This is a genomic window from Streptomyces sp. NPDC088915 (assembly GCF_044749825.1).
In the GTDB taxonomy this organism is placed as follows: Bacteria; Actinomycetota; Actinomycetes; order Streptomycetales; family Streptomycetaceae; genus Streptomyces.
Genome location: NZ_JBIVIR010000018.1, coordinates 179543 through 193353, shown reverse-complemented (window position 1 = coordinate 193353; position 13811 = coordinate 179543). Strand labels below are relative to the sequence as shown.

12 protein-coding genes are annotated in these 13811 nt (G+C 70.8%); 11 read left to right on the top strand and 1 reads right to left on the bottom strand.

All coding sequences use genetic code 11. The features are described from left to right. Positions 1-48 precede the first annotated feature (48 nt). The 10 genes from ACIP5O_RS29810 (at position 49) to ACIP5O_RS29765 (ending at position 11186) form a co-directional block, all read left to right on the top strand. Entirely contained in the window at positions 49-981 is a 933-nt protein-coding gene (locus ACIP5O_RS29810; RefSeq protein WP_401298660.1) for an ABC transporter permease, read from the top strand. Next, a complete protein-coding gene (locus ACIP5O_RS29805) occupies positions 974-1930 on the top strand; it encodes an ABC transporter permease (protein WP_401298657.1) in 957 nt (318 codons plus the stop codon). The genes ACIP5O_RS29810 and ACIP5O_RS29805 overlap by 8 nt, the downstream gene beginning before the upstream one ends. Before the next feature lie 14 nt (positions 1931-1944). After that, positions 1945-3000 (top strand): ABC transporter ATP-binding protein, encoded by a 1056-nt coding sequence (locus ACIP5O_RS29800; protein WP_401298655.1) that lies wholly within the window; start codon positions 1945-1947, stop codon positions 2998-3000. Beyond that, on the top strand, positions 2993-4105 hold the full coding sequence (locus ACIP5O_RS29795) for an ABC transporter ATP-binding protein (protein ID WP_401298652.1): 1113 nt from the start codon (positions 2993-2995) through the stop codon (positions 4103-4105). The genes ACIP5O_RS29800 and ACIP5O_RS29795 overlap by 8 nt, the downstream gene beginning before the upstream one ends. 171 nt (positions 4106-4276) lie before the next feature. After that, positions 4277-5902 (top strand): ABC transporter substrate-binding protein, encoded by a 1626-nt coding sequence (locus ACIP5O_RS29790; RefSeq protein WP_401298649.1) that lies wholly within the window; start codon positions 4277-4279, stop codon positions 5900-5902. 101 nt (positions 5903-6003) lie between these two features. Beyond that, positions 6004-6927, top strand: a complete 924-nt coding sequence (locus ACIP5O_RS29785; protein WP_365546114.1) for an ABC transporter permease — start codon at positions 6004-6006, stop codon at positions 6925-6927. Continuing rightward, entirely contained in the window at positions 6920-7906 is a 987-nt protein-coding gene (locus ACIP5O_RS29780) for an ABC transporter permease (protein WP_401298645.1), read from the top strand. The genes ACIP5O_RS29785 and ACIP5O_RS29780 overlap by 8 nt, the downstream gene beginning before the upstream one ends. 6 nt (positions 7907-7912) lie before the next feature. Continuing rightward, positions 7913-8896, top strand: coding sequence for an ABC transporter ATP-binding protein (locus ACIP5O_RS29775; protein ID WP_401298642.1), 984 nt, complete (start codon positions 7913-7915; stop codon positions 8894-8896). Further along, entirely contained in the window at positions 8889-10067 is a 1179-nt protein-coding gene (locus ACIP5O_RS29770) for an ABC transporter ATP-binding protein (RefSeq protein ID WP_401298639.1), read from the top strand. The genes ACIP5O_RS29775 and ACIP5O_RS29770 overlap by 8 nt, the downstream gene beginning before the upstream one ends. A 180-nt stretch (positions 10068-10247) precedes the next feature. After that, positions 10248-11186 (top strand): hypothetical protein, encoded by a 939-nt coding sequence (locus ACIP5O_RS29765; protein ID WP_401298636.1) that lies wholly within the window; start codon positions 10248-10250, stop codon positions 11184-11186. A gap of 7 nt (positions 11187-11193) precedes the next feature. Here the strand turns inward: ACIP5O_RS29765 and ACIP5O_RS29760 are convergent, their stop codons facing one another. Beyond that, positions 11194-13389 carry an alpha/beta fold hydrolase gene (locus tag ACIP5O_RS29760; RefSeq protein WP_401298634.1) on the bottom strand — a complete coding sequence of 732 codons (2196 nt, stop codon included), beginning with the start codon at positions 13387-13389 and terminating at the stop codon, positions 11194-11196. Between the two features lie 191 nt (positions 13390-13580). On the opposite strand from ACIP5O_RS29760, the gene ACIP5O_RS29755 reads away from it, so the two are divergent. Next, positions 13581-13775, top strand: a complete 195-nt coding sequence (locus ACIP5O_RS29755) for a hypothetical protein (protein WP_401298632.1) — start codon at positions 13581-13583, stop codon at positions 13773-13775. Positions 13776-13811 lie beyond the last annotated feature (36 nt).

Below are 13811 nucleotides of genomic sequence, written 5' to 3'. Positions count from 1 at the left end.
TCGGGGGAGGGCCCTCGGCTGCGGCCGTCACATCTCAACGGAGGCATGATGGGGCGCTATGTCGCACGACGACTGCTCCAGATGATCCCGGTTTTCTTCGGGACAACCCTGCTGATCTTCCTCATGGTCTACAGCCTGCCCGGTGACCCCGTGGCCGGTCTGTTCGGCGACAAGGGGGCGTCGCCCGCGACCATCGCGGAGATCAGACACAAGCTCGGTCTCGATCAGCACATCCTGAAGCAGTACTGGGACTACATCAGTGGAATCCTCTTCCACTTCGACTTCGGCACGCAGATCCGCAACGAACGGCCTGTGACCGAAGTGCTGGGCGACGCGTTCCCCGTCACGATCCAGCTCGCGGCCCTCGCCTTCGCCTTCGAGCTCGTGTTCGGTGTCGGTCTCGGCATCATCGCGGGCCTCCGTGCCGGCCGTCTCGCCGACAACATCATCCTGATCTTCACCCTGCTGATCATCTCGATCCCGGTCTTCGTGCTGGCCTACATCATCAAGGTGGTCTTCTGGGTCCAGCTCGGCTGGATCGAACCCAACGTGAGCAACGAGCAGTTGCTCTCCGAGATGATCGCTCCGGCCATCGTCCTCGGCGGTCTCTCCCTCGCCTACGTGGCGCGGCTCACCCGCACCTCCATGGCGGAGAACCTGCGCGCCGACTACATGCGCACGGCCGTCGCCAAGGGCCTGCCGAAGCGGCGCGTCATCGGCGTCCACCTCATGCGCAACTCGATGATCCCCGTCGTCACCTTCCTCGGCACCGACATCGGCGCCCTGATGGGCGGCGCGGTCGTCACCGAGGGCATCTTCAACATCAAGGGTGTCGGTGGTCTGATCTACGAGTCGATCACCCGTCGTGAGGGCAGCACCCTCGTCGGCCTCGTCACCGTCCTGGTGGTCGTCTACCTCGTCACCAGCCTGCTCATCGACCTGCTGTACGCGGTCCTGGACCCGAGGATCCGGTATGCCTGACGCGACCAAGACCACAGCCGCGACGGCGGTGGACGCCGTCACCACCCCTCCGGTGGAGGCGTCCGCCCCGCAGGGCAAGCCGGACAAGCCCCGCTCGCTCTGGGGTGACGCCTGGCGCGACCTGCGCCGCAACCCGTACTTCCTCGTGTCGTCGGTGCTGATCTTCTTCCTGCTGCTCATCGCCGCGTTCCCGGGGATGTTCACCAGCGCCTCGCCCACGGCCGGCGACCTCGTCAAGCACTACATCGGCAAGCCGGAGCTCGGTGACGTCGGCTCCCCCGGCTGGTTCGGCTACGACATCCAGGGCCGCTCCGTCTACGCCCGCCTCATCTACGGCACCCGCGCCTCGGTGATCGTCGGCATCTGCGTCACCCTGATCGTCACCGTCGTCGGCGGTCTCATGGGCATGATCGCCGGTTACTTCGGCGGCTGGACCGACACGATCCTCTCCCGTCTGACCGACATCTTCTTCGGCATCCCGTTCCTGCTCGGCGCCATGGTCGTCCTGCAGTCCTTCACCGACCGCACCATCATGGTCGTCGTCTTCGCCCTCGCCTTCCTCGGCTGGACGCAGATGGCCCGCGTCATGCGCGGCGCCGTGATCACGGTCAAGCAGGCCGACTACGTCCACGCCGCCAAGGCGCTGGGCGCCGGTACCGCCCGGATCCTGTTCCGGCACATCCTGCCGAACGCCATGGCGCCGGTGATCGTCGTCGCCACCATCGCCCTCGGCGGCTACATCTCGGCCGAGGCGACCCTGTCCTACCTGGGGCTCGGCTTCGCCGCCCCGACCGTCTCGTGGGGTGTCGACATCTCCGCGGGTGTTCAGGCGATCCGTACGTCGCCGCACATCCTGCTGTACCCGTCGATCATGCTGAGCCTCACCGTCCTGGCGTTCATCATGCTCGGCGAAGCCGTCCGCAACGCCCTCGACCCCAAGCTGCGCTGAGGAGGGCGTAAAAGATGAGCATCATCGACAAGACCGCGGCCGTCCCCGCGCCGCGCGACGGGTCCGGCACCGGCCCGCTGCTCGAAGTCCGCGACCTGCACGTGGAGTTCCACACCCGTGACGGTGTGGCCAAGGCGGTCAACGGCGTCAACTACTCGGTGAACGCCGGCGAGACCCTCGCCGTCCTCGGCGAGTCCGGCTCCGGCAAGTCCGTCACCGCCCAGGCCGTCATGGGCATCCTCGACATGCCCCCCGGCAAGATCCCGCAGGGCGAGATCCTGTTCCGCGGCCAGGACATGCTGAAGATGTCCGACGAGGAGCGCCGGAAGATCCGCGGCCGCAAGATCGCGATGATCTTCCAGGACGCGCTGTCCTCCCTGAACCCGGTCCTCAACGTCGGCTACCAGCTCGGCGAGATGTTCCGGGTCCACCAGGGCCTGTCCAAGAAGGACGCCAGGATCAAGGCCATCGAGCTGATGGACAAGGTCAAGATCCCGGCCGCCAAGGCCCGGGTCACCGACTACCCCCACCAGTTCTCCGGCGGCATGCGCCAGCGCATCATGATCGCCATGGCGCTCGCCCTGGAGCCGGACCTGATCATCGCCGACGAGCCCACCACGGCTCTCGACGTGACCGTCCAGGCCCAGGTCATGGACCTCCTCGCGGAGCTCCAGCAGGAATACAACATGGGCCTGATCCTGATCACCCACGACCTCGGCGTCGTCGCCGACGTCGCGGACAAGATCGCCGTGATGTACGCCGGCCGGATCGTCGAGCAGGCGCCCGTGCACGAGCTGTACAAGCGCCCGGCCCACCCGTACACCCGCGGTCTCCTCGACTCGATCCCGCGCCTGGACCAGAAGGGCCAGGAGCTCTACGCGATCAAGGGCCTGCCGCCCAACCTGCTCCGCGTCCCCACCGGCTGCGCCTTCAACCCGCGCTGCCCGAAGGCCGAGGACATCTGCCGCACGGAGATCCCGGCCCTGGCGCCGGTCACCGAGCAGGACGGCACGGACCTTCCGGGCCGCAAGAGCGCCTGCCACTTCTGGAAGGAGACGATCCATGGCTGACCTCAGTAAGAACGACGAGGCCGTGGCCGCCGCCAACGAAGAGGCTCTGGTCGCCGCCATCGAGGCCCCCGTGGGCCGCGGCGAGCCGATCCTCCAGGTGCGCGGTCTGAAGAAGCACTTCCCGCTGACGCAGGGCGTCCTCTTCAAGAAGCAGGTCGGCGCGGTCAAGGCCGTGGACGGGGTCTCCTTCGACCTCTACCAGGGCGAGACCCTCGGCATCGTGGGCGAGTCCGGCTGCGGCAAGTCCACGGTCGCCAAGCTCCTGATGAACCTGGAGCGGGCCACCGCGGGCGAGGTCTTCTACAAGGGCCAGGACATCACCAAGCTGTCCGGGCGCGCCCTGAAGGCGGTCCGCCGGAACATCCAGATGGTGTTCCAGGACCCGTACACCTCGCTCAACCCGCGCATGACGGTCGGCGACATCATCGGCGAGCCCTTCGACATCCACCCCGAGGTGGCCCCGAAGGGCGACCGGCGCCGCAAGGTGCAGGAGCTCCTGGACGTCGTCGGTCTGAACCCGGAGTACATCAACCGGTACCCGCACCAGTTCTCCGGCGGTCAGCGCCAGCGCATCGGCATCGCCCGCGGCCTCGCGCTCAACCCCGAGATCATCATCTGCGACGAGCCGGTCTCGGCCCTGGACGTCTCCGTCCAGGCCCAGGTCATCAACCTGATGGAGAAGCTCCAGGACGAGTTCAACCTCTCCTACCTCTTCATCGCGCACGACCTGTCGATCGTCCGGCACATCTCGGACCGCGTCGGCGTCATGTACCTCGGCAAGATGGCCGAGATCGGTACGGACGCGGAGATCTACGAGCACCCGACGCACCCGTACACGCAGGCGCTGCTCTCCGCGGTGCCGGTGCCGGACCCGGAGGCCCGCGCGCACCGCGAGCGGATCATCCTCACCGGTGACGTGCCCTCGCCGGCGAACCCGCCGTCGGGCTGCAGCTTCCGCACCCGCTGCTGGAAGGCGCAGGAGCGCTGCGCCCAGGAGGTGCCGCTCCTCGCGGTGCCGGCCGCGTTCCAGGGCCAGGACACCCCGGCCGCCCACCCCTCGGCGTGCCACTTCGCCGAGGAGAAGCAGGTCGTCCCGGTGCACTGACACCCCGCGCGGTTCCGCACGGCCGGCTCCCGGCGCCCCCACGGCGCCGGGAGCCGGCCGTTTTCGCGCGCCCCCGCCGTCGCACTGATGGGCGCCGACAACATGCAGGCGTGCTGACGCGGGGTGATATTGGGGCTCTCAGTGTGAATCGGGACATACGGGAGGCACTCCATGCGCGGAGCCACGCACGCCAAGTGGGCCGCTCTGGCCACCGCCGTCGCCCTCGCGGCGACCGCCTGCGGCGGCGGCGACAGCGGCGGTGGCGGAGGGGCCGACGGCGTCGTGTCCTCCTCGTGGGGCGACCCGCAGAACCCGCTGGAGCCCGCCAACACCAACGAGGTCCAGGGCGGCAAGGTCCTGTCCATGATCTTCCGGGGCCTCAAGCAGTACGACCCCAAGACCGGCGAGGCCAAGGACATGCTCGCCGAGAAGATCGAGACCACCGACTCGACCAACTTCACCGTCACCGTCAAGGACGGCTGGACCTTCTCCAACGGCGAGAAGGTCACCGCCAAGTCCTTCGTCGACGCCTGGAACTACGGCGCCCACCTGAAGAACAACCAGAAGAACGCCTACTTCTTCGGCCAGATCCAGGGCTACGACCAGGTCCACCCCGAGAAGGGCGAGCCCACCGCCGAGACCATGTCCGGCCTCAAGGTCACCGGCGACCGCACCTTCACGGTCAAGCTCACCCAGAAGTTCTCCACCTGGCCCGTCACCCTCGGCTACGCGGCCTTCGCCCCGCTGCCCCGGTCCTTCTTCAGCGACCACGCCGGCTGGCTCTCGAAGCCCGTCGGCAACGGCCCGTACACCATCGACTCCTACTCCAAGGGGTCCCAGATGGTCCTGAAGAAGTGGGACGCCTACCCCGGCAGCGACAAGGCGCAGAACGGCGGCGTGACCCTCAAGGTCTACACCGACAACAACACCGCCTACACCGACCTGATCGCCGGCAACCTCGACCTCGTCGACGACGTCCCCGCCGCCCAGCTCAAGAACGTCGGGGCCGACCTCGGCGACCGGTACATCAACGTGCCCGCCGGCATCATCCAGACCCTCTCCTTCCCGTTCTACGACGCGAACTGGAACAAGCCGAACCAGGCGAAGCTCCGCCAGGGCCTGTCGCGGGCGATCGACCGGAACCAGATCACCGAGACGATCTTCCAGAAGACCCGCACCCCCGCCGTCGACTGGACCTCGCCCGTCCTCGGCGAGGACGGCGGCTTCAAGGACGTCTGCGGCGACCTCTGCAAGTACGACGCCGCCGAGGCGAAGAAGCTGGTCGCCGAGGGCGGCGGCATCCCCGGCGGCACCATGAAGATCTCGTACAACGCCGACACCGGCAGCCACAAGGAGTGGGTGGACGCGGTCTGCAACTCCATCAACCGCGCCCTCGGCAACGACCGCGCCTGCGTCGGCAACCCCGTCGGCACCTTCGCCGACTACCGCAACCAGGTCACCACGCAGAAGCTCACCGGCCCGTTCCGCGCCGGCTGGCAGATGGACTACCCGCTCATCCAGAACTTCCTCCAGCCGCTGTACTACACCAACGCCTCGTCCAACGACGGCAAGTGGACGAACCCCGAGTTCGACAAGCTGGTGAACCAGGCCAACGCCGAGGCCGACACCGCCAAGGCCGTCGGCCTCTTCCAGCAGGCCGAGGAAGTCCTCCGCGACGACATGGGCGCCATCCCGCTCTGGTACCAGAACGGCAGCGCCGGCTACTCGGAGCGCGTGAGCAACGTGACCCTGAACCCCTTCAGCGTCCCGGTCTACGACCAGATCAAGGTGAACTGACGGCGTAGCAGGCCGACGGCGCACGGCCCGGCCCGCGGACCCCCGCGCCGGGCCGTACGCCTTCCCGCATCCCTTCCCGGAGCCAACCCCCGGAGCCCCCCATGGGTCGATACGTGATCCGGCGACTGCTGCAGATGATCCCGGTCTTCTTCGGCGCCACGCTGCTGATCTTCCTGATGGTGAACGTGATGGGCGACCCCGTCGCCGGACTGTGCGGCGACCGCCAGTGCGACCCGGCGACCGCCGCCCAGCTCAAGAAGGAGTTCGGCCTCGACAAGCCGGTCTGGCAGCAATACCTGACCTACATGGGCAACGTCTTCACCGGCGACTTCGGCACGGCCTTCAACGGCCAGGAGGTCACCGAGCTGATGGCCGACGCCTTCCCGGTCACCATCCGCCTCACCATCGTCGCGATCGTCTTCGAGATCCTCATCGGCATCAGCCTCGGCGTCCTCACCGGCCTCAAGCGCGGCCGGCCCGTCGACACCGGCGTGCTGCTGCTCACCCTGGTCGTCATCTCCGTCCCGACCTTCGTCACCGGCCTGCTCGTCCAGCTCCTCCTCGGCGTCAAGTGGAAGTGGATCGACCCCTCGGTCTCCTCCGAGGCCCCCTTCGACGAACTGATCGTCCCCGGCCTGGTCCTCGCCTCCGTGTCGCTCGCCTACGTCACCCGGCTCACCCGGACCTCGATCGCCGAGAACAAGCGCGCCGACTACGTCCGCACCGCCGTCGCCAAGGGCCTGCCCCGCCGCCGGGTCATCACCCGGCACCTGCTGCGCAACAGCCTCATCCCCGTGGTCACCTTCATCGGCACCGACATCGGCGCGCTCATGGGCGGCGCCATCGTCACCGAGCGGATCTTCAACATCCACGGGGTCGGCTACCAGCTCTACCAGGGCATCCTCCGCCAGAACACCCAGACCGTGGTCGGCTTCGTGACCGTACTCGTCCTGGTCTTCCTGGTGGCCAACCTGCTCGTCGACCTCCTGTACGCCGTCCTTGACCCGAGGATCCGCTATGCCTGAGATGCCCGAGCACCACGACGAGGGGTCGGCCATCGCCTCGACCGGGGCCGGAGGCGCCACCGACCTCGCGATGTCCGAGGCCGAGACCCTGGAGAGGGTCCCCGTCGGCCACGACGGCACCGGGCCCGACAAGAAGGCCCGCTCCCTCTGGTCCGACGCCTGGCACGACCTGCGCCGCAACCCGATCTTCATCGTCTCCGGCCTGGTCATCCTCTTCCTGGTGGTCATCGCCATCTGGCCGCAGCTCATCGCCAGCGGCAACCCGCTGGACTGCGACCTCTCCAAGGCCCAGGAGGGCTCCCAGCCCGGCCACCCCTTCGGCTTCAACGGCCAGGGCTGCGACGTCTACACCCGTACGGTCCACGGGGCCAGGGCCTCCATCGAGGTCGGCGTCCTCGCCACCCTCGGCGTGACCCTCCTCGGCTCGGTCCTCGGCGGCCTCGCCGGCTTCTACGGCGGCGCCTGGGACGGCTTCCTCTCCCGGATCACCGACATCTTCTTCGCCATCCCCGTCGTCCTCGGCGGCCTGGTCCTCCTCTCCGTCGTCAGCAACAACAGCGTCTGGCCCGTCATCGGCTTCATGGTGCTGCTCGGCTGGCCGCAGATCTCCCGCATCGCCCGCGGCTCCGTCATCACCGCCAAGCAGAACGACTACGTCCAGGCCGCCCGCGCGCTCGGCGCCTCCAACTCCCGGATGCTGCTCCGGCACATCACGCCCAACGCCGTGGCCCCCGTGATCGTCGTCGCCACCATCGCCCTCGGCACGTACATCTCCCTTGAGGCCACGCTCTCCTTCCTCGGCGTCGGCCTCAAGCCCCCCACCGTCTCCTGGGGCATCGACATCTCCTCGGCCTCGCAGTACATCCGCAACGCCCCGCACATGCTGCTCTGGCCGGCCGGCGCGCTGGCCGTCACGGTGCTCGCCTTCATCATGCTCGGCGACGCCGTCCGCGACGCCCTCGACCCCAAGCTGAGGTAGGGACCCATGCTGCTCGAAGTGCGCGACCTGCACGTGGAGTTCCATACCCGGGACGGGGTGGCCAGGGCGGTCAACGGCGTCGACTACTCCGTCGACGCGGGGGAGACCCTCGCCGTCCTCGGCGAGTCCGGCTCCGGCAAGTCCGTCACCGCCCAGGCCGTCATGGGCATCCTCGACGTCCCCCCGGGGAAGATCACGCGGGGCGAGATCCTCTTCCAGGGCCAGGACCTCCTGAAGCTCAGGGAGGACGAGCGGCGCAAGATCCGGGGCGCCCGGATGGCGATGGTCTTCCAGGACGCGCTGTCCTCGCTCAACCCCGTCCTCAGCGTCGGCGACCAGCTCGGCGAGATGTTCCAGGTCCACCGGGGGATGTCCCGGAAGGACTCCCGGACCAAGGCCGTCGAGCTGATGGACCGGGTCCGCATCCCCGCCGCCAAGGAACGCGTCGGCCAGTACCCGCACCAGTTCTCCGGCGGCATGCGCCAGCGCATCATGATCGCCATGGCGCTCGCCCTGGAGCCGGACCTGATCATCGCGGACGAGCCCACCACCGCCCTCGACGTGACCGTCCAGGCCCAGGTGATGGACCTGCTCGCGGAGCTCCGGCGCGAGCTGAACATGGGCCTGATCCTCATCACCCACGACCTCGGCGTCGTCGCCGACGTGGCCGACAAGATCGCCGTGATGTACGCGGGCCGGATCGTCGAACAGGCCCCCGTCCACGAGATCTACAAGGCCCCCGCCCACCCCTACACCAAGGGCCTCCTCGAATCGATCCCGCGCCTGGACCAGAAGGGCCAGGAGCTCTACGCGATCAAGGGCCTGCCGCCCAACCTGCTGCACATCCCGCCCGGCTGCGCCTTCAACCCGCGCTGTCCGATGGCCCAGGACGTCTGCCGGACCGACGAGCCCCCGCTGTACGAGGTGACCGAGTCCCCGGTGCCGCGCGCCAGCGCCTGCCACTTCTGGAAGGAGTGCCTCCATGGCTGAGACGGCCGAGGCGATTCTCGAAGTCCGGGACCTCCACAAGCACTACCCGCTCACCCGGGGCGTCCTCTTCAAGAAGCAGGTCGGCGCCGTCAAGGCCGTCGACGGCGTCGACTTCGACCTCGTCGCCGGCGAGACCCTCGGCATCGTCGGCGAGTCCGGCTGCGGCAAGTCGACCGTCGCGAAGATGCTGGTCAACCTCGAACGGCCCACCTCCGGCACCATCCGCTACAAGGGCGAGGACATCACCACGCTCTCCGCGCGCGCACTGAAGGCGGTCCGCCGCAACATCCAGATGGTGTTCCAGGACCCGTACACCTCCCTCAACCCGCGCATGACCGTCGGCGACATCATCGGCGAGCCGTACGAGATCCACCCCGAGGTGGCCCCCAAGGGCGACCGGCGCCGCAAGGTCCAGGACCTCCTGGACGTCGTCGGCCTCAACCCCGAGTACATCAACCGCTATCCGCACCAGTTCTCCGGCGGCCAGCGCCAGCGCATCGGCATCGCCCGCGGCCTCGCCCTCCAGCCCGAGGTCATCGTCGCGGACGAACCGGTCTCCGCCCTCGACGTCTCCGTCCAGGCCCAGGTCATCAACCTGATGGAGAAGCTCCAGGACGAGTTCTCCCTGTCGTACGTGTTCATCGCCCACGACCTGTCCATCGTGCGGCACATCTCCGACCGGGTCGGCGTCATGTACCTCGGCCGGATCGTCGAGATCGGCACCGACGCGCAGATCTACGACCACCCCACCCACCCCTACACCCAGGCGCTGCTCTCCGCCGTCCCCGTCCCCGACCCCGAGGCGCGCGCCCACCGCGAGCGGGTCATCCTCACCGGCGACGTGCCCTCCCCGGCGAACATCCCCTCCGGCTGCCGCTTCCGCACCCGCTGCTGGAAGGCGCGGGAGCGCTGCGCCCAGGAGGTCCCCCTCCTGGCGGTCCCGGCCGTCTTCCGCCTCACCGACAGCCCGGCCCGCCACGACTCGGCCTGCCACTTCGCGGAGGAGAAGCACGTGGTCGCGGAGGAGCACAGGGCGGCCTTGGAGAAGCCGGGGGACGGCGCTCCGGACCTGGAGAAGAAGCCCGGGCCCCCGCCCCCGGGAGGCAGCCACCTCCTCCGCCCGGAGGACGGCGCCCCGGGGACGGAGCCCCCGCCCCCCGGCGCCCCTTAACACCCGGGCAACCCGCCCGACTCGGCTCCGATATACGGACGCGCCAGGCTGCACACCGTACGGCCGTGCGGGTGCCGTGGGCCGGCCGGAGCGCCTCGTGCGCCCCGGCCGGCCGCCCCGCGCTCGCCGGATATCCGGAACCGCTTGTTTCGGCCGGTCGCGACCGTGAGTATCGAAGCCGTGACTGTGACACGACCGGCACGTCTCACCGGCGCCGCGCTCAGCGGCGCGCTCGTCCTCGTCGCCGCAGTGTGGATCCTCCAGGACCTCGCCGCGCTCGGCTCGCCCGCCGACCTCGCGTGGTACTGGGCCGGGGACCGGTCCTTCCTCGCCCGGGGGCGGGCCGCCACCTCCCTGGTCGACCCGGTGCTCCTCGTCGCCTCCGCGGCCACCGCCGTCGCCGCCCTCCGCTCGCGGCACGCCGCCTCCGCGCTCGCCGCCACCGGCACCGCCACCCTCGCCCTGCGCCTGCCCGGCCTCTGGACGCCCTGGAGCGGGGCCCTCGTCACCGCCCTGCTCGAACTGGCCCTCGCCGCCGGTCTCGTCCTCGTCGCCGCCGTCGGACGCCGCCCGCCGGACACCCCGTACGAGCCGCTCCCCGGCCGCCCCCGCACCGGCCCCGCCGTCGCCGCCGGGACCCTCCTCGCGGCCGCCGCCCTCGCCGCGGCCGGCTGGGAGCTGTACTGGGCCGTCCGGCTGCCCCCGGAGATCACCGTCGACCGGTTCACCGGCGGCCGGTCCGTCGCCGGGGCGGCCCTCGCGCCCCCGCCCGGCTGGCTGGCGGCCGTCCTCGCCGCGCTGTACGCCACGGCCGCCGGCTCCGTCCTCGCGCGGGCCCGCCACGGCCGCGCCTTCGGCCTGCTCGCCGGCGCGTTCCTGGCCGCCCGCGGCCTCGCCGGGACCGCCGGGGCCGTCCGGTACGGGATCCTCGAACGGCTCGCGGACCTCCCCGCACCGCACCGGGCGGACGTCCTCACCTCCGTCCTCGGCCTGCTCGCGGGCGTCGCCGTCCTCGCCCTCCTGGCCGGGCGCGGCGCCCCCGCCGCCGCGCCCGGCCCGTACCCGCCGGCCGGGGCGCTGCCCCCGCCCCCGCCGCACCCCCGGCCGCCCGGCTGGTGACCCGGCCTCAGCCCCGGTCGGGGCCGAGGGACCGCCGCAGGAAGTCCACCTGGAGCAGGAGCAGGTTCTCCGCCACCTGCTCCTGCGGCGTCATGTGCGTGACCCCCGACAGCGGCAGCACCTCGTGCGGCCGGCCCGCCGCGAGCAGCGCGGAGGAGAGCCGCAGCGCGTGCCCCACCACCACGTTGTCGTCCGCGAGCCCGTGCACGACCATCATCGGCCGGACCGGCACCTCGGGGGACGACAGCCCGTCGTCGGTGAGCAGCGACTGCGCCGCGTACACCTCCGGGTCGTCCTGCGGGGTGCCGAGGTACCGCTCCGTGTAGTGCGTGTCGTAGAGCCGCCAGTCCGTCACCGGCGCCCCGACGACGGCCGCGTGGAAGACGTCCGGCCGCTGGAGCACCGCCCGCGCCGCCAGGTAGCCGCCGTACGACCAGCCCCGGACCGCCACCCGGTCCAGGTCGAGGGGGAAGCGCCCGGCGAGCGCGTGCAGCGCCTCCACCTGGTCGTCGAGCGTCGGCGTCAGGTCGCGCAGGATCGCCTTCTCCCAGGCGGGGGAGCGGCCCGGCGTGCCGCGCCCGTCCGCCACGACCACCGCGAAGCCCTGGTCGGCGAACCACTGGGACGTCAGGTGCGGGTTGTGCGCGGCCACCACCCGCTGCCCGTGCGGGCCGCCGTACGGGTCCATCAGGACCGGCAGCGGCCCGTCGCCCTCCGCGTACCCCGAGGGCAGCAGCACCGCGCACGGGATCCGCCGGGCCCCGGCCTCCGTGAGCCGGGGCCGGGCGGTGATCACCGGCCGCTGCGCGTACGAGGCGACCGTCGCGACCCGTTCGCCGTCCCGCAGCACCCGCGCCGTGCTCCCCGGCTCGTCCGGGCGCGCCGACACCATGACGGTCACCGCCCCCGCGCGCACCGCGCCGTGCGCGCCGACGCCCTCGGAGAGCCGCTCGGCGCCCTCCTCCGTCACCCGGTACACATGGACCTCGCCGGTCTCCGGCGCCTGCGCGCCCGCGCCCGCCGAGGCCGACACCAGGACGTCGCCGGGCCCCACGTCGAGCACCGCCCGGACGTGCAGCCGCCCGTCGGTGAGGGCCCGGTCCCCGACGGCCAGGACCCGCGCCCCGCCGTCGCCCGTGTCCACGTCCGCGCCGCCCTCCGCGACGTTCGCGATCCGTACGAGCCGCCCGTCCGCGCTCCACGCCGGCGCCCCCGGGAGCAGCTCCAGCCATGCCGGGTCCTCCTCCACGAGCACCGTCGAGACCGCCCCGGTCGCCGGGTCCACCGCCAGGTGCGCCTGCTCCCGCTGCCCCCGCGTCTGGACGAGCAGCAGCGGCGCCCCGGCCGCCGACCAGTGCGCCCGCGCCAGGTACGGGTACCGCTCCCGGTCCCACTCCACCTCCGTGCGCGACCCGTCGAGGCCCACGACGAACAGCCGCACCTCCGCGTTGGCCGTCCCCGCCGCCGGGTACCCCACCCGCTGCGGCTCCCGGTCCGGGTGCGCCGGGTCCGCGATCCACCAGGACCGCACCGCCCGGTCGTCCACCCGCGCCACGAGCAGCCGGTCCGACTCCGGGGACCACCAGTGGCCGCGATACCGCCCCATCTCCTCCGAGGCGATGAATTCGGCCAATCCGTAGGAGACGTGCGGGTCCTCCGGAACGGCCAGCGCCCGGTCGTCCGCGCCGTCCGCGCCCACCACCCGCAGCGCGCCCTCCGCCACGTACGCCACCAGCCGCCCGTCCGGCGAGGGACGCGGGTCGATCACCGGCCCCGGCACCGGCAGCTCCCGCGCCGTCCCCGCCCGCAGCTCCGCCGCGAACAGCCGCCCCGACAGGGCGAACGCCGCCAACTCCACGGCCCCGTCCACCGCGTACGCCACGATCCCGGCCGAGCCCTCCCGGCTCCGCTCCCGGCGCGCCCGCTCCTGCGGGGACAACTCCTCCTCCGCGCCCCCGAGCAGCACCTCCGGGTCGGCCGCCACCCGCTCCGCCGGCTCGCCCCCCGGCGGCAGGTCGAGCACCCACAGCCGGTGCGAACGGTCCGTGCCGGAGGCGGATCTGACGAACACCACGCGCTCCCCGTCCGGGGAGACCGAGAAACCGCGCGGGACCCCCAGGGCGAACCGCTGGGTCCGGGCGTACTGGCGGGGGAAGGAGAGCCCGGCCGAGGGTGTGGCCGACTGCTGTCGAGACAAGGTCATGAGGCCGAAACTAGCGCTGTGCGCCCCCCTCGTGCCTCCGTCCGCCGATCGATGCGATGGCACGGATAGTTATGATCCGTAGCGCTGGGTGGGTAGGCATCCGTCTGGCACATGCTTTCTGCTCCTTGCCGGAACCGCTCGAACGAACCGACCGAAGAAGTCCGACCGAAGAAGTGTGGAGGTGAACCGCCGTGGCACTCTCGATCTCCGTGGTGGTGCTGCTGGCGATCGTCGTCTTCCTTCTGATCCGGAAATCCGGGTTGAAGGCTGGACATGCGGCGGTCTGTGCGCTCCTGGGCTTCTACCTGGCGAGCTCGTCCATCGCCCCGTCCATCAGCACCTTCACGACGAACGTGGCGGGCATGATCGGCGGCCTCAAGTTCTGAGCGTCCGGGTCCGGGGTCTCCTCCCGGTCCGGCGTC

Excerpts from the sequence above, each read along its gene's own strand:
- ACIP5O_RS29810 (WP_401298660.1), top strand. The coding sequence starts at position 49 with ATGGGGCGCTATGTCGCACGACGACTGCTCCAGATGATCCCGGTTTTC.
- ACIP5O_RS29805 (WP_401298657.1), top strand. The coding sequence starts at position 974 with ATGCCTGACGCGACCAAGACCACAGCCGCGACGGCGGTGGACGCCGTC.
- ACIP5O_RS29800 (WP_401298655.1), top strand. The coding sequence starts at position 1,945 with ATGAGCATCATCGACAAGACCGCGGCCGTCCCCGCGCCGCGCGACGGG.
- ACIP5O_RS29795 (WP_401298652.1), top strand. The coding sequence starts at position 2,993 with ATGGCTGACCTCAGTAAGAACGACGAGGCCGTGGCCGCCGCCAACGAA.
- ACIP5O_RS29790 (WP_401298649.1), top strand. The coding sequence starts at position 4,277 with ATGCGCGGAGCCACGCACGCCAAGTGGGCCGCTCTGGCCACCGCCGTC.
- ACIP5O_RS29785 (WP_365546114.1), top strand. The coding sequence starts at position 6,004 with ATGGGTCGATACGTGATCCGGCGACTGCTGCAGATGATCCCGGTCTTC.
- ACIP5O_RS29780 (WP_401298645.1), top strand. The coding sequence starts at position 6,920 with ATGCCTGAGATGCCCGAGCACCACGACGAGGGGTCGGCCATCGCCTCG.
- ACIP5O_RS29775 (WP_401298642.1), top strand. The coding sequence starts at position 7,913 with ATGCTGCTCGAAGTGCGCGACCTGCACGTGGAGTTCCATACCCGGGAC.
- ACIP5O_RS29770 (WP_401298639.1), top strand. The coding sequence starts at position 8,889 with ATGGCTGAGACGGCCGAGGCGATTCTCGAAGTCCGGGACCTCCACAAG.
- ACIP5O_RS29760 (WP_401298634.1), bottom strand. The coding sequence starts at position 13,389 with ATGACCTTGTCTCGACAGCAGTCGGCCACACCCTCGGCCGGGCTCTCC.